This window comes from Hydrogenovibrio kuenenii DSM 12350, from assembly GCF_000526715.1.
GTDB classification, from domain to species: domain Bacteria; phylum Pseudomonadota; class Gammaproteobacteria; order Thiomicrospirales; family Thiomicrospiraceae; genus Hydrogenovibrio; species Hydrogenovibrio kuenenii.
In genome coordinates, this window is the sequence record NZ_JAGP01000001.1 from 714,939 (window position 1) to 729,607 (window position 14,669).

Below are 14,669 nucleotides of genomic sequence, written 5' to 3' on the forward strand. Positions count from 1 at the left end.
TAGATGAAGGTTTTATGGAATAGCTGTATTAGAAATTGGGTTATCTAAAACTCAAAGTTTTGGAAAATGATGCTGGAGTTGCAGCTCTACAGAAGTTAGATCAGCAGATGTATCAATAATAATATCCGCGTGCTGATACCTATCCTTTCGTGCAGTTTGCTGTTTCATCACATTCGCAATGTCCTCATAACGCCAATGACTTCTCCGTTGCACACGAGCAATTTGTTGAGAAGGCGAACAATCGGATAAGATGACTTTATCAATATAATCTGGCTTGCCTGTTTCAATCAATAACGGAATTTCTACGACAGCGATAGTGTGGCCTTCATCAGCAAGCACTTGGAGTTTTTTTGCGGTCGCTTGGCGTATTAATGGATGAAGAATGGATTCCAGTGTAGTTTTACTTTCTTGGTCAGAAAATATTTTTTGGCGAAGGGCTTCTCGGTCGAGATGACCATCTTTCAGCATAAAGTCAGCACCAAATGTTTTTGCTATAGCTGCAAGAGCAGGTTGGCCAGGCTGAACTTGTTCGCGAGCAATCTGGTCTGCGTCTAATGTTGGAATGTTATGTTTTTCAAACCAGTGTTTGAGCGTGGATTTTCCACTGCCAATGCCACCAGTGATTGCGTAGGTTTTCATGGTTTTGACTAAAATAAATTCTTTAATTTATTCATCTTGATCAAGAGGGCTGGGTTTGTCAAATAAATAACCTTGCAAATGCGTTGCGCCCGCTGCAATAGCGGCGTCTTTCATTTCTTCAGTTTCAATTCCTTCCATGACTAGGTCATAACCTGCGGAGCGAATCATAGCAGCAGTTTTTTCAATAATATTTTTTGTTTTAACATCTGACAATAAACCTCTTGTTAAGGTCATATCGAATTTAACGATATCAACCGGCATCCAAGAAAGGTATTTAATAGAGGAGTATCCACTTCCAAAGTCATCCAGAGCCACTTTAAAGCCTTGAGATCGAATGGTGTTCAGCATTTCTGTCACTTGATCAATATTGGTAATCAGCGTACTTTCAAGAATTTCGATCACCAATTTATGCTCAGGTAAAAATCTTCTGAAAGGACCTAAAAGCGAAGGAAGGTTGCCTTGAAGAAGTGTTTGCACAGAAATGTTGATAGATAACCCAGTTCCTTTTGGAATCTTATTCTGTGTAAGTAATGTAAGCAGCGTGCTTAAAACACATTGGTCAAGTTCAGTTTCTAAATGTCGGTGGTGAACAACCTTGAGAATTTCAACAGGTAAAATGAGGCTGTCACCATCTTTGATACGAACAAGAGCCTCTTTATAAGAGGTGCTTTCATCTTCAATAGACAAAATGGTTTGGCCGTGCATTTGAAGGGCGTTGTTGCATTGTAGACCTTCGACAATGGCATTAATGTGGCTTTTAGAAAGCAAGACAGCTTCTTCAGATTCAATTTCGTGTTCGTAAATACTGATCTTTGTCTGAAGAGATTTTTTAGCGCGGTAAAGTGCTATATCAGCCTGACGATTCATTAGGTAAATTTCATTAGCAATGTCTGGCGTGACGATGCTCACCCCAATACTGAAAACGACTTTTTCATTGATACCAAGTAGTTGTTCAAAATCGAATTTGGAAATAGCTTCATAGCACTTTTCGGCGATTTTGATACTGTCGTCAGGGCTACGATCTTTGATGATTGCTGCAAACTCATCGCCACCGAGTCGATAGAGGTCTGCATCTAAAGGCAATGCTCTTTTAATCGTGGATGCTGAGATTCGGATGATTTCATCACCAACTTCATGACCATAGGTATCGTTAATAGCCTTGAAAAAGTCGCAGTCAAATAAAAGAAAGGCAATGTTACGTGGGTTTTTAGGGTAGTTTTGGGTAAGTGTATGCCAGTTTTCTTCAAAAGCACGACGATTCATGACAAGCGATAATGCATCAACCCTAGCTTGTTCATGAGCAATTTGACGTTGCTCTTCTATTTCAATATTGGCGCTGATGATTTGTTTATGATAGTGGTAAATAGTATCTTTTAAGCGCTCAAACTCTTTAAGGATGTAATGCTTATTAAGCGGTGACATCAGCTTGTTTGGGTTATTTTTTAGCTGCTCAATATAATTGGTGATTTGATGTAGTGGTCTGACAATAAAGTTGGCAAACAACAGGACAAACATAAAAGATATCAGTAGACCTAAGATAACAATTTGTACAAGGAAATGTTGTATTAACCCCCATACATAATCGTTTGTCGGGTTGCTGAGCACTTGATAGGTTAGGTGTTTATAAAGTTGGTCAGGAGTGAATGTCGCTGGTGTATTTGAAGTGTTTAATTTTAATGTGTGACGACCTATATGCGAAAAACGTTCATCTCCGTGCAGCTCAGGAAGAAAACGGACGGCTAAGCCTGCATAGCCGACGATATTGTTTGTATCAGGTTGATAAATGGGCTTAAACTGAACTAAAACCAATTCATCATGTTGAATGTCAAAATATAACGGATGCTTTGGTATGTTGGTGGGTAAGATATTGCTACTTTCGTTACCAGCAGGGCTTGACAGTAATACTTGCCCGCTTTCATTATAAAGTTGTAGTTGAAGGTCGTTTTGTTGCCAAAACCGGGATTGCAGCAAGGTTTTTTGATACCAGTTTTGAAATTCAACTTTATGCTTAGTAGTGAGTTGTTTGTAAGTGTCGTTCCAATAAGTTATTAGATCGAGATTTTTATTGATTCTGTCTATGCTGGAGAGAATTTCACGTTGTAACTCTTTTTTGGCTAATGTTTTTGTTTTAGCTTCTACTTGGGATTGTAAAGACTGGATTTCATTATAGAGTTGGTAATGAAAAAACGAATAGATGCCAAGCATTGTAATAACGAAAACGGCTAAATAAACTTTGGCGGACAGTCGAGGAAGTCTCATGCGGTATGTACGAATCTATGTATTGTAATGTTTAAAAAAATCCCTTTAAGCAGAAGATTCTACCTGAAAAATTGTAGAGAGGGGTACATATCAGGAAATGGTAAAGTGATTCAGTTAAAATAATGGTTTTAGTGAACTAAAAAGAGAAAATTTTATGTGCGGTATTTGTGGCGAAATCTACTGGAATGGACAGCTTTCTTCAGAAAAAGCCTTAACCCCCATGCTAAAGGCATTGGAAAAAAGAGGGCCTGATGATGGTGGAAGCTGGATACAGAATCACGTAGGTCTTGGCCATCGCCGCTTGTCTATTATCGATTTAAGTGATGCCGGTCATCAGCCAATGTTGGATGAAGAGTTGTCACTTGTCTTTAACGGTTGTATCTATAACTATCAAACGCTCAGAGAAACTTTGATTGAGCTAGGGCATGAGTTCCGCTCTCACTCTGACACAGAGGTCATTTTAAAAGCTTATCGTCAATGGGGCATGGAGTGCGTTAAGCATTTTGAGGGCATGTTTGCCTTTGCTATTTGGGATGATGATCATCAGCAGTTGTTGATTGCACGTGACAGATTCGGTATTAAGCCTTTGTACTATGCACCTGTTGAAGGTGGGGTAAAGTTTGCGTCAAACACACAAGCCTTGTTGGCATCTGGCGGTATTGATACAGAAATTGATCCAGTTGGTTTGCATCATCAATTTACCCTGCACGGCGTGATTCCGGCGCCTTACACCATTTTGAAAGGTATTCGAAAGTTAGAGCCTGGTCATTGGATGATCGTTAATCCTGATGGTCAGATATTTAAGAAATCCTACTGGCATTTAATGGCAGAAAGACCTGCAGATTCAGAAAATCTTACCGAAGAAGCTTGGATAGATCGTATTCATGAGTCTTTAAAGCAAGCCGTTCACAAACGTTTAACCGCTGCAGATGTACCTGTTGGCGTGTTGCTTTCCGGTGGTTTAGATTCCAGTTTGATTGTTGCACTCTTGGCTGAAGCTGGAGTAGAGAATATTCGTACTTTTTCTATAGGGTTTGAAGATGTACCGGAAGAAAAAGGCAGTGAGTTTGAATATTCTGATCAAGTCGTTGAACGTTATCAAACACAACATAAAAAATATTTAATTTCTAATCAAGCGGTACTGCCAAGACTAACAGAGGCCGTCGATGCTATGGCGGAACCAATGTTTGGTCAAGATGCAGTCGCTTTTTATCTGCTGTCTGAGCAAGTTTCACAAGATGTCAAAGTTGTGATGTCTGGCCAAGGAGCTGATGAGGTGTTCGGTGGCTATTTTTGGTATCCACAAATGGCCGAAGCCTATGAAAATCTTGGGGCTGATGAACCGCCAGTGAATGCCTTTGCGCCTTTTTATTTTGACCGTTCTCATGAAGAGTGGCTGGAAATGATAGAAGATAAACACCATGTTTATGATGTTACTCGAGAGTGGGTAAATGATCGTTTGACGGAGCCGGGTGCAACGACTTTCCTAGATCAAGTGTTGCGTTTGGACGCATCTAGTCTGATTGTGGATGACCCTGTTAAACGCGTAGATAATATGACAATGGCATGGGGGTTGGAAGCTAGAGTGCCTTTCTTGGATCATGCTTTGGTTGAGTTGGCGATGTCAGCTCCAGAATCTTTGAAGCGTAAAGATTTCAAATATGTATTGAAAAAGATTGCGCGCGGCATTGTTCCGGATAGTGTTATTGACCGTCCCAAAGGTTATTTTCCAATGCCTGCTTTGAAATATGTGCGTGATGATTTCTACCAATGGATGAAGTCTTTGCTTACGAGTGATGCTGCTAAAAAACGCGGTATTTTTAAAACTGACTATATTGAAAAGCTGTTAGCTGATCCTGAAAGTGAAAAAAGTTTTACCGCCATTAAAGGCAGTAAATTATGGCATGCAGCATTGTTAGAGCTTTGGTTGCAACGAAATGTTGACCCTTGGGTGAAGTGATTCACATCAGGGATTTTCTCTTGGCGCAAAAAGTTTGCTATAATAACTGACTAAATGAGTCGGGAATTAGACTAGAAGCAAGGTTCAAAACCAGTGTTTTAGTTTTAAACATTATTCAGGAGATAAAATGGACAATCAGCAACAAGAAACCCTTGATCGAATTCATCAACAAGTAACGAGCAATCCGGTCGTTATCTATATGAAAGGTACGCCACAGATGCCATCTTGCGGATTTTCAAGTCGTACTGCACAAGCATTGGTGGAAACGGGTGAAAAGTTTGCTTTTGTAAATGTGTTGGCAGACCCATATATTTTTGAGCATTTGCCTAAGTATCAAGATTGGCCGACTTTTCCTCAAGTATATATCGATGGAGAGCTTCAGGGGGGCTGTGATATTACGCTTGAGCTAGCAGAGTCAGGTGACTTGAAAAAGTTGATGCAAGCAGCTAATGAAAAACACACCAATTCAGACGCATCTTAAGTTTGTCTGAAGCTATAAAAAAGCACCGAATTCGGTGCTTTTTTTATGTCTAAAATCTGCCAGGCCGAGGTACCCCAGCGTTAATTGGCTGTTTCTTGCTGTGCTTTGGCTAGGGGCCATTGATTGACGATTTTGCAAAATAATTCTGCAGTTTTTTCCGTATCATATTCTGCTGAATGTGCTTTGCTGTCTTCCCAGTCTATGCCTGCTTCAGTCACTGACTTTGCGAGCACTGTTTGACCATACACTAGCCCTGCAAGTGAAACAGTATCAAAAGTACTGAACTCGTGGAAGGGGGATTTAACTTTACATCTATCGGATGCAGCCTTCACAAAACTTAGGTCAAAGAATGCATTATGTCCAACAAGTATCGCTCGACTACAGTCCTGTTCTTTAAGTAATTGTCGAATCGGGCTGAAGCATTTTTCTAGAGCGTCTTTTTCTGAAACGGCCATTCGAAATGGATGGGTAGGGTCTTCTACGCCAATAAACTTCAATGCACCTTGGTCAAGCTTGGAACCTTTAAACGGAAGTACATTTGCCTGAATCGTTTGATCCTTTTCAAGCACACCTTCCGCATTCATTTTTAAGGTGACGACGGCAATTTCGATTAATGCATTGGTTTGTGGATCGAAGCCAGCAGTTTCAACATCTACTACCACGGGCAAGAAGCCGCGGAATCTGTCTTTAATAAGTGTTACAGGTTTCATATTTTTGATATTTAGAGTGTCTTTATTAATACTTTGGATTGTCTTTGAAAGTTATAAAGTGATTGGCGTTTTTCAGGTAGTATTTCAAGACTTGAGCGCTCAAACCCTTGCTCTTGAAACCAATGGTCAGTGTGGGTAGTTAAGAGAAATAGTTGCTGAATGGTTTGTTGTTTTGCCATGACTTCAATGTGATTTAATATTTCTTGGCCTAGATCATCGCCTTGATAACTTGGGTCAACAGCCAAGCAAGCTAGTTCTCCCTGGTGATTTTCCATTGGGTAAAGAGCTGCACAGCCAATAATTTGTTGGTCGACTTCCGCAATGATAAAGTTATCAATTTCCAGTTCAAGCACTTCTCTTGATCGCTTGACCAGTATGCCTTCTTCTTCCATTGGTTCAATCAACTTTAGTATGCCCGCAACATCGTCAACTGTTGCAGGGCGTAACTGGTGGTAACGATCTGCATAAATCAAGGTACCCATTCCATCTCTACTGAAGAGTTCAAAAAGCATGGCACTAGGCTCTTGTTGAGAGATGATGTGTATGCGTTTTACAGAGCTGGCAGCATCTAATGAAAGCTTGAGAAGGGTATGGAGTTCCTGTTGATTATCATCTTTTTGAATTAGGTCAAGATGATGTTGGGCATCCAATAAACTCATTGCTTTAGGCAATGCTTTGAAACTGTCTATGTCCGAATAGATGATAAGCTTATCTGCATGAATAGCTTGAGACACTGCAAAGGCTTGATCTAAAGTGTTAAGATTGAAGACTTCGCCTGTTAAGGAGTATGCAAGAGGTGTCAGTAAACAAACTTGGTTACTTTGTAGGCTTGCATGAATGGCTTCGCTATTTATTTTTCTGAGCGAGCCAGTATGTTGAAAGTCGACACCATTGATCACGCCTTTTGGTTTGGCGATAACCCAATTCCCTGATACTAGAGATAAAGGGGAATGTTGCTCAGCACATGCCTGACTAAAAGCAGCTTCAAGTTGAGAACGTACCCATCCGATTGTTTTTTGAATGGTTACTATATGTTCCGGCAAGGTAATTCTGCAATGCTGTGAGGTTTCCCATGAGAATTTTTGTTCAATTAAAGCATCGTTAATTTGTACGCTTGCACCAAGTGTGAGTACTACTTTGATGCCTAGGTTATTCAGTAAAACGATGTCTTTTGCAAATTGTAGCAATGTTCCGGGATGTTGAAGCATTTCCCCAGGCAGATAAATAACCAGCGTTTTGCCTCTGTGAGCGGCAATGTAAGGCGAAGATTGGCGTAGGTTATTAATAAAATCTAATTCAGATTGCTGCATAGTTGTGAGAGAATACTTAGTTATTTGAATTAGTATAACAGGCTGCCGTAAAAAACAAAGAAAATGCGTTTAAAAAGCATTTTGAACGGCAAAGATTTTAACGCACTTAAGCCTGCATCACAGGAGATAATTAACTATGCCAGCATATCGTTCGAAAACGAGTACCCATGGAAGAAATATGGCTGGAGCACGCGCACTATGGCGTGCGACAGGTATGCAAACGGAAGACTTTGGTAAACCGATTATTGCAATCGCAAACTCTTTTACTCAGTTTGTGCCAGGGCATGTGCATTTGAAAGATATGGGTCAGTTGGTTGCACGCGTTATTGAAGGTGCAGGCGGTGTTGCCAAAGAATTTAATACCATTGCTGTAGACGATGGTATTGCAATGGGTCATGACGGTATGTTGTATTCATTGCCATCCAGAGATTTGATTGCTGACTCTGTCGAATATATGTGTAATGCACATTGCGCAGACGCTTTAGTCTGTATTTCAAACTGCGACAAAATCACACCAGGCATGATGATGGCTGCTATGCGTCTCAATATTCCAACCATTTTTGTCACTGGTGGGCCAATGGAGTCTGGAAAAACTGTATTGGGAGGAGAGGGGATCAAGCTCGATTTGGTTGATGCCATGGTAATGGCTGCCGATAGCCATTGTTCTGATTCAGATGTTGATGAAGTCGAACGTTCTGCCTGCCCAACCTGTGGTTCATGTTCTGGTATGTTTACCGCAAACTCTATGAACTGTTTGGCGGAAGCATTAGGTATTGCTTTGCCAGGTAATGGTACTACTTTGGCAACACATGCAGATAGAAAGCATTTGTTCGAAGAAGCTGGGCGTAGAATTGTTGAGCTTGCGAAACAATATTATGAGCAAGATGACGCGAGTGTTTTGCCAAGATCTATTGCTACTCGAGAAGCATTTGAAAATGCAATGGCATTAGATGTCGCAATGGGTGGATCAACGAATACTGTTTTACATTTACTTGCCATTGCTCGTGAAGCTGAAGTGGATTTCACTATGGCAGATATGGATCATATTTCACGTAAAGTCCCTTGTTTGGTGAAGGTAGCACCTAATTCAAAAGTCTTCCATATGGAAGATGTTCATCGCGCTGGCGGTATTATGCGTATTTTAGGTGAGCTCGAACGTGGTGGGCTTATCAATACCGATGTGAATACTGTTCACGCTTCTAGCATGGGGGCGGCTTTAGAATTGTGGGATATTACCCGTACCGAAGACGAAGCAGTTAAAACCTTTTATCGTGCGGCACCGGGTAATGTCAGAACAACTCAAGCTTTTAGTCAGGATAAACGTTGGAAAACCGTTGATGATGACGAGGAAAAAGGTTGTGTTAGAAGCCTGGAGCATGCCTATACTCAAGAAGGTGGGTTAGCTGTGCTTTACGGCAATATTGCATTGGATGGCTGTATTGTAAAAACAGCTGGCGTGGATGAGGAAATCTTTAAGTTTTCAGGCCCAGCTAAAATTTTCGAGAGTCAAGAAGATGCTGTAGCAGGCATCTTGGATGATACAGTAAAAGCTGGAGATGTTGTTGTTATCCGTTACGAAGGTCCAAGAGGTGGGCCAGGTATGCAAGAAATGCTCTACCCAACCAGTTATCTAAAGTCTAAAGGGTTGGGTAAAAGTTGTGCCCTACTAACAGATGGACGTTTTTCTGGCGGAACTTCTGGTTTGTCCATTGGACACTGTTCTCCGGAAGCTGCTGAAGGTGGAAATATAGGTTTGATTGAAGAAGGTGATTTGATTGAAATTGATATTCCTAACCGCAGTATTCAAGTTAAGTTAACTGATGAAGAGCTTGCTGAAAGACGTCAAGCAATGGTTTCAAAGGGGAAGCTTGCATGGAAGCCTGTTAAGGAGCGTCCAAGAAAAGTAAGCCCTGCCTTAAGAGCTTATGCTGCCATGACGACAAGTGCTGCATTTGGTGCGGTAAGAAACGTTGAACAAATTGAAAAATAAGTTGATAAAGAGAAGCCAAAGAGGGTTTAACTTGTCAGATTTTTGCTTTTTAACCAATTATTATTTGGGAGTAAAGAATGTTTGCAGATAGATTAACGGTTGAACAAAGACAGGCAGTTTTTGACTTAGCTGTTATGTTGGCTAATGCCGACATGGATGTCTCAGAAGAAGAATTAGGTTACTTGAGAACTTTCAGTGAAGCTTTTGATATTGAGTTTGATTTGGATAAGTCAGACGTAAATTTAGAAGATGCCTTACGTACGTTCGATACAAAGAAATCTAAAATTATATTGCTTCAAGAGCTAATTAAACTTTCCTACAAAGATGGGCATTTTGGAGAAGAAGAGCAAGACAAGGTGTTTATGATTGCTCAAAAAATTGGTATGAATGACTCTGACTTGTTTCTAAAGATTGAAAAGTGGGTTAGACAAGGTGCTGACTGGCTGTTTGAAGGAGAGCAAATGCTAGAGGATGGGTATTAATTTAATCTCTAGTATTCAACTACTTGATTTAAAAGGTCTCATATGAGACCTTTTTTTGGCTTAAATTTTTATAATATTTAGGCAATAAAAAACCCAGCAGAGCTGGGTTTTTTATTTGTTATCACGTAGTAATTTTACTCGCGGTAACTTGGACCATTAATTTCTAGTCCATTATCCATATAAGCTTCAAAGAACTCTAGATTTCTGTAAGTTTCACTTTGAGCCTTAAATGGTTTTAAACGCATGTTTTTATTACAACCACCATAACGACGGTGTAATGTTCCAAGGTTTTGCCATTTAGCACGGAAAACAGGGAATCCAGTTGTATGTCCTAGGTTAGGAGACAAAAGGTTAGCACGAGCTTTGCGGCCGGCGTTGTATGTGTGACACTTCGCACAAGACAAGTTTAGCTGACCATGTGGCGTAATAAAGAACTTTTCACCACTTAAGAAAGCTTTTTTAGCACCTTCTGAGTTAATTTCAACATGGATCTTTTGACCTGCTGCTTGGTTTGCATAGAAAGCAGAAAGTTGAGCGATTTTGCCTTTCTTCCACTTGAATGCTTTTAATCCAGCATCTGTACGACATTTGTTGATCTGTCCTTCAAGTGTCTGTACTTGTTGTGTTTTCTCATCAAAGCGAGGAAACATAACGCGTACTTTTGTCACATCAGAACCGAAACATTTGTCATAAACGGCTTTATCTTTGTTGTATAACGCTTCACCTGCATCAAGAGCATCAAGGTATGGAGGAAACTCCATAGCAGCTTTAAATTGCTCCATCTTGTCAGCAGAATAGTTATATGCACCGTTTTTATATGCTGCAAAAGGTATATTCGGGTTTTTTGCTTTGTAATAGTTAAGTAAGTCTTGACGACTTTGTTCTGGATCAATGCTGGCAGCCATAGAAACTGTGGCTGTAGCTGTTGCACCTAATGCTAAGGCGACTAGCAGTGTTTTCTTCATCCCATTCCTCCGTCCGAGAACTCTTTATTTATAAAGTATTATTATAGAGAATTTTGGTGCTTATCTTATGATAAGCACCAGATATCAGATTATCTCAAAGTGATTGAATCTGTACCTTTGTCACCGATGTTAGAAGCAACGTTTAGAGTTACTTTATCACCTTTGTTTGCTTTAACTTTAACACCAACATATGGGTTAGCAGAAACAGCACCGCCCCATTGAGCATCAATAGCTTTTGTACCGTTAACTAAAACTTCAACAACGTTGATGTAGTTAGCTGGATATGGCTTACCAGTTTTTTTGTTCATACGAGCGCCAGATTCCATTGGGTGCTTGATAAGAGCCTTAACTTCTGCAAGACCACCTTTTGCTTTTCCGCGCATTCTGATTTTAATTGACATATTATTTCCTTTAAATTTGCAGTTAGACTAAATAAAGTTTACTTAGAAGGATGGATTAACCACCACATCCACCGATAGTAACTTTAACTTCTTGTTCTGCTTTATATAGTTTGCCACCAGCTTTAACGATTGCTACAACGTTTTGAGTTTCACCCATTTTGATACGCGTAGAAACATAACCTTCTGCTGCACTTGCAAATGTGTATTCACAAACTAAAGGCGTAGGGTTTTTTGCTGCAATAATAGAAATAGATTCAACACCTTTCATTTTTGAAGCGTCAATTGTAATAGGTGTTACTGCACCGTTTTCAGCGATAGCAGGTGCTTTAAGACTGATGTCACCAGAAGTAGTAGCTGTAGCAGTACCGTACATGCCGTTAAGAGCTTCGTCTACTTTTTTAGCTGCGAAAGCTTTTTTGTTCCAGTCAGCTAAAACAGTTGAAGGTGTCAAAAGACCAGCGTTAACTGCAACTGCAGCAGCACCAGTAGCTAGAGTACCTTTAAGGAAAGATCTACGTTTCATAAGGTTTTAAACTCCCGTTTAAGGTTTAGTTAATAATTACAGTGTATAGATGAAATCAACGATTTCATGTATTTGTTTATCTGTAAGGATTCCGTTTTGTCCGAACGGAGGCATCATGCTGTTTGGAATCTGTGTATTGGCTTTACCCCAAACCTTGTCAAAAAGTTTTTGTTTATCTGGAAAACGCAACTTCATGGCAATTAATGCAGGGCCAATATTCCCAGCTAGTTTCCCGCCTTGAATAGCATGGCATGCAAGACAGTTACCTTTTGATCTACTGAAAGCTAGCTTTTTACCGGCTTCGACACTTGTCATTGCTTTATCACCAGCTTGCGCTGATAACGGAGCAACAGCAAATGCAGTAGTGATTGCGGCAGCAGTCAGTAAGTGCTTCATCTTAGTTTTCAACATTCTTATCCTCCTGAAAAAAGTCAGATGACTTTTCTTATCATTCTTCCTATTTATTTGAATAGGTTTGTGAGCAGTTTCTGCTCTTAGAGGCATAGGTTACTGATATATGACAGATACGCAAGTGTTTTATCGAAAATCTCGATAGCAATATTTAATAGAGCTAAAAAAAAATTTATGCCTAGTTATTATTTTAATTTTTGATTGGCTATTTTTTGCTCATAGGCAATTTGTTGTTCAAGTTGGATTAGTTTGTTGAAAAATAAGCTGTTTTGATTTTTTTCAAGGTGTTTTGCTTGTTTTAGCAAATAAAGTGCTTTGGCTGTATTGCCGATGTTGTAGTTAGCCAATGCATTGTAGTAGTAAGAGTATTTGGGCTGTTGTTTTTGTGAGTAGAGCTTTGACAACTCAGAATACATTAGTTGTTGGTAGTGAAATTTAGGGGTCGCTTTTTTTAGTAAAGCAATTGCTTTATCAACTTTACTGTTTTGCACTAATGCAAGTGCATGTAAATAAGGGATGCTAAAGTCTGATGGGTAGATAGCTGCTAAGTAGGTGAAGTCTTTATCGCTTTTATCTGGGTTTAGGTAGGCTTCAACTTGAGCAGATAATAAACGATAGAGTTTGTTGTTTGGGTATTGGCGCGTTGCCTCTTTGAGGCACTGAGGGTCGAACGAAGTTTTGTTCGCGGATGCTTTTTGTAAGGACTCTAGGTTTTTTAGATAGCATTTTTCATTTTTATCGAGTTGCTTGTCTCCATAAAAGTCTTTGATTCCTAAAAGTACCTGCATACGAAGTTGAATTAGTTTTAATGACTTTTTATGGTAGGTTCTTGGCGCAATTTTAGACAGTTGATAAGCGCGCTCTTTCGCTTTTGCTAAGCGTTCCTCAGTGACAGGGTGGGTGAGTAAGATTTCTGGTGGTTTGTACTCATTAAGTTGGGATTCTTTTTCCAGTCGTCCGAAAAAGTCAGACATTGCATAAGGGTTATATCCTGCTTTTTCTAAATACTTGATACCGAAATAATCGGCTTCATTTTCGTGTATGCGCGAGTTTTTTAATTGTTGTTGGATATTTAGTCCCATGCCCCCCATGTAGGTTGCAATGCCTGCACTAAGATCTTGTGAGCCAACTAAAATTGCTGCAATAAGGGATGCAATGCTTGTGATACTAACGTTATCTTGGTATTCAAAGGTTCTCGATAAATGGCGTTGCGTAACATGAGCGATCTCATGAGCCATAACGGAAGCCAGTTCATCCTCAGTTTTGGCGGCAAGAATTAAGCCTGTGTGAATACCTATGACACCGTTTGGTCCTGCAAAGGCATTAATTTCAGAGTCGTTAATAATATAAAAACTAAATTGTCTGGCTTGCCCTGTCTGGCTAGTGATTTTGTTTCCTATGTGTCGAACATAACTTAATGTTGTTGCATCATAGAAAAGATCATACTGCTCATGTAAGGCGACAGAGAAGGCTCGGCCTAAAGATGTTTCTGTTTGTGAATCATAATCTTTGAGGTCAGGGGCACCTAAATCCGGCAAATTGCTGCCGAAGACGAGAGCAGGTATGCTCAGGATTAGAGTGAAATAGGTGAAGAGTATGGTCTTTTTCATAAAATTCGGTTAGTCTTTAACTAGACAATATTATAAGACGAAGCATGAACAAACATTCATTAAAGAATGATGGATTTGAATGTTTTGATATAAATTTGTCATTTAAGCTTTATCAAACCTTAATTTTATTCGGTGTTACAGTTTTGCATAGTAACTATAAATTAGATGTATCTGGACTGGCATGCCCCATGCCAATCGTTAAGTTAAAGAAATTTTTGGCTGAGCATGTCAACGAGAGTCTTATAGTTGCGTTAAAGGCAACTGATAAGGGAACATTAAAAGATATTCCTGCATTTTGCCGCCTACAGCAAATTGATTGTTTGTATGAAGGGGAAGATCAGGGTATTTTTCAGTTTAAGTTAACAAGAATCTATAAATGAATCAGGAATCATCGCAAGAGTTGGTGAGTATTATTCATACTAAAGGCACTTTGGACTGGGCGTATTCTACGTTAATTCTCGCAAGTACTGCTGCTGCTATGGGAAAACGTGTCGAAGTTTTCTGTTCGTTCTACGGAATGAAGTGTCTATATAAAGACATGTCTGAATTAAAAATCTCACCTTTAGCCAATCCGGCAATGATACTTAAGTCTCCAGTAGGGCCTAAATGGTTCCGCAAACTGGATTGGAATAAAGTCTTGCCGCAAATAGTTTGGGTGTTTCCAGGTATGCTTTATTTGGTTACCTATGCATTTAAAATGAAGATGAAACGACAAAACCAACTGCCAATCGAAGAGTTAAGAGATTTGTGTTTGGAGTTGGGCGTTAAATTTACGGCATGCTCAATGGCTTTTGAAGTATTGGGGATTGATGAAAAGGACCTCATAGCTGAGGTTGAAATTGCAGGTGCAGCGACGTACTTTGCTGAAAGCCCATCTTCTCAGAGTCTTTTTATATAACTAGACTGAGATATTGGGGTATTAAAACAA

The 14,669-nt window shown here is 39.8% G+C and carries 15 protein-coding genes; 6 read left to right on the forward strand and 9 right to left on the reverse strand.

Annotation, left to right across the window (positions count from 1 at the left end; all coding sequences use genetic code 11):
* Positions 1 to 51 precede the first annotated feature (51 nt).
* Complete coding sequence (gene coaE, locus N745_RS0103300) at positions 52 to 639, reverse strand: dephospho-CoA kinase (protein ID WP_024850714.1); 588 nt, start codon at positions 637 to 639, stop codon at positions 52 to 54.
* 27 nt (positions 640 to 666) lie between these two features.
* On the reverse strand, positions 667 to 2,898 hold the full coding sequence (locus N745_RS0103305) for an EAL domain-containing protein (protein WP_024850715.1): 2,232 nt from the start codon (positions 2,896 to 2,898) through the stop codon (positions 667 to 669).
* A 154-nt stretch (positions 2,899 to 3,052) separates the two neighbouring features.
* Between N745_RS0103305 and N745_RS0103310 the strand changes: the two genes are divergently transcribed.
* Positions 3,053 to 4,858: an N-acetylglutaminylglutamine amidotransferase gene (locus N745_RS0103310; protein ID WP_024850716.1), complete on the forward strand. Its 1,806-nt coding sequence runs from the start codon at positions 3,053 to 3,055 to the stop codon at positions 4,856 to 4,858.
* A 127-nt stretch (positions 4,859 to 4,985) separates the two neighbouring features.
* Positions 4,986 to 5,339, forward strand: coding sequence for a Grx4 family monothiol glutaredoxin (gene grxD / locus N745_RS0103315; RefSeq protein ID WP_024850717.1), 354 nt, complete (start codon positions 4,986 to 4,988; stop codon positions 5,337 to 5,339).
* A gap of 80 nt (positions 5,340 to 5,419) precedes the next feature.
* Here the strand turns inward: grxD and rnt are convergent, their stop codons facing one another.
* Both rnt and argA read right to left on the reverse strand, forming a co-directional pair.
* Positions 5,420 to 6,049 carry a ribonuclease T gene (gene rnt, locus N745_RS0103320; protein ID WP_024850718.1) on the reverse strand — a complete coding sequence of 210 codons (630 nt, stop codon included), beginning with the start codon at positions 6,047 to 6,049 and terminating at the stop codon, positions 5,420 to 5,422.
* An 11-nt stretch (positions 6,050 to 6,060) separates the two neighbouring features.
* Positions 6,061 to 7,359 carry an amino-acid N-acetyltransferase gene (gene argA / locus N745_RS0103325; RefSeq protein WP_024850719.1) on the reverse strand — a complete coding sequence of 433 codons (1,299 nt, stop codon included), beginning with the start codon at positions 7,357 to 7,359 and terminating at the stop codon, positions 6,061 to 6,063.
* Between the two features lie 136 nt (positions 7,360 to 7,495).
* Between argA and ilvD the strand changes: the two genes are divergently transcribed.
* The gene (gene ilvD / locus N745_RS0103330; RefSeq protein WP_024850720.1) at positions 7,496 to 9,349 is read left to right on the forward strand and encodes a dihydroxy-acid dehydratase; all 1,854 of its coding nucleotides are present in this window, start codon (positions 7,496 to 7,498) and stop codon (positions 9,347 to 9,349) included.
* Positions 9,350 to 9,426: 77 nt separating this feature from the next.
* Positions 9,427 to 9,831: a tellurite resistance TerB family protein gene (locus N745_RS0103335; RefSeq protein WP_024850721.1), complete on the forward strand. Its 405-nt coding sequence runs from the start codon at positions 9,427 to 9,429 to the stop codon at positions 9,829 to 9,831.
* A gap of 134 nt (positions 9,832 to 9,965) precedes the next feature.
* Here N745_RS0103335 and soxA read toward each other — a convergent pair whose 3' ends face one another.
* The 5 genes from soxA to N745_RS0103360 form a co-directional block, all read right to left on the reverse strand.
* The gene (gene soxA / locus N745_RS0103340; RefSeq protein ID WP_024850722.1) at positions 9,966 to 10,796 is read right to left on the reverse strand and encodes a sulfur oxidation c-type cytochrome SoxA; all 831 of its coding nucleotides are present in this window, start codon (positions 10,794 to 10,796) and stop codon (positions 9,966 to 9,968) included.
* Positions 10,797 to 10,885: 89 nt separating this feature from the next.
* Positions 10,886 to 11,197, reverse strand: a complete 312-nt coding sequence (gene soxZ, locus N745_RS0103345; RefSeq protein WP_024850723.1) for a thiosulfate oxidation carrier complex protein SoxZ — start codon at positions 11,195 to 11,197, stop codon at positions 10,886 to 10,888.
* Between the two features lie 55 nt (positions 11,198 to 11,252).
* Positions 11,253 to 11,720, reverse strand: a complete 468-nt coding sequence (gene soxY / locus N745_RS0103350) for a thiosulfate oxidation carrier protein SoxY (RefSeq protein WP_024850724.1) — start codon at positions 11,718 to 11,720, stop codon at positions 11,253 to 11,255.
* Between the two features lie 36 nt (positions 11,721 to 11,756).
* Complete coding sequence (soxX, locus tag N745_RS0103355; protein WP_024850725.1) at positions 11,757 to 12,131, reverse strand: sulfur oxidation c-type cytochrome SoxX; 375 nt, start codon at positions 12,129 to 12,131, stop codon at positions 11,757 to 11,759.
* 185 nt (positions 12,132 to 12,316) lie between these two features.
* Complete coding sequence (locus N745_RS0103360) at positions 12,317 to 13,741, reverse strand: M48 family metalloprotease (RefSeq protein ID WP_084657286.1); 1,425 nt, start codon at positions 13,739 to 13,741, stop codon at positions 12,317 to 12,319.
* A gap of 44 nt (positions 13,742 to 13,785) precedes the next feature.
* Between N745_RS0103360 and N745_RS0103365 the strand changes: the two genes are divergently transcribed.
* The gene (locus tag N745_RS0103365; RefSeq protein ID WP_051453366.1) at positions 13,786 to 14,121 is read left to right on the forward strand and encodes a sulfurtransferase TusA family protein; all 336 of its coding nucleotides are present in this window, start codon (positions 13,786 to 13,788) and stop codon (positions 14,119 to 14,121) included.
* A complete protein-coding gene (locus N745_RS0103370) occupies positions 14,118 to 14,639 on the forward strand; it encodes a DsrE/DsrF/DrsH-like family protein (protein WP_024850728.1) in 522 nt (173 codons plus the stop codon). Before N745_RS0103365 ends, N745_RS0103370 begins: the two co-directional genes overlap by 4 nt.
* Positions 14,640 to 14,669: the final 30 nt, after the last annotated feature.

Coding starts and splice junctions, on each gene's coding strand:
- ilvD (WP_024850720.1), top strand. CDS start 7,496: ATGCCAGCATATCGTTCGAAAACGAGTACCCATGGAAGAAATATGGCT.
- coaE (WP_024850714.1), bottom strand. CDS start 639: ATGAAAACCTACGCAATCACTGGTGGCATTGGCAGTGGAAAATCCACG.
- N745_RS0103335 (WP_024850721.1), top strand. CDS start 9,427: ATGTTTGCAGATAGATTAACGGTTGAACAAAGACAGGCAGTTTTTGAC.
- soxZ (WP_024850723.1), bottom strand. CDS start 11,197: ATGTCAATTAAAATCAGAATGCGCGGAAAAGCAAAAGGTGGTCTTGCA.
- soxA (WP_024850722.1), bottom strand. CDS start 10,796: ATGAAGAAAACACTGCTAGTCGCCTTAGCATTAGGTGCAACAGCTACA.
- soxY (WP_024850724.1), bottom strand. CDS start 11,720: ATGAAACGTAGATCTTTCCTTAAAGGTACTCTAGCTACTGGTGCTGCT.
- rnt (WP_024850718.1), bottom strand. CDS start 6,049: ATGAAACCTGTAACACTTATTAAAGACAGATTCCGCGGCTTCTTGCCC.
- N745_RS0103370 (WP_024850728.1), top strand. CDS start 14,118: ATGAATCAGGAATCATCGCAAGAGTTGGTGAGTATTATTCATACTAAA.
- soxX (WP_024850725.1), bottom strand. CDS start 12,131: ATGTTGAAAACTAAGATGAAGCACTTACTGACTGCTGCCGCAATCACT.
- N745_RS0103360 (WP_084657286.1), bottom strand. CDS start 13,741: ATGAAAAAGACCATACTCTTCACCTATTTCACTCTAATCCTGAGCATA.
- argA (WP_024850719.1), bottom strand. CDS start 7,359: ATGCAGCAATCTGAATTAGATTTTATTAATAACCTACGCCAATCTTCG.
- N745_RS0103310 (WP_024850716.1), top strand. CDS start 3,053: ATGTGCGGTATTTGTGGCGAAATCTACTGGAATGGACAGCTTTCTTCA.
- N745_RS0103305 (WP_024850715.1), bottom strand. CDS start 2,898: ATGAGACTTCCTCGACTGTCCGCCAAAGTTTATTTAGCCGTTTTCGTT.
- grxD (WP_024850717.1), top strand. CDS start 4,986: ATGGACAATCAGCAACAAGAAACCCTTGATCGAATTCATCAACAAGTA.
- N745_RS0103365 (WP_051453366.1), top strand. CDS start 13,786: ATGAACAAACATTCATTAAAGAATGATGGATTTGAATGTTTTGATATA.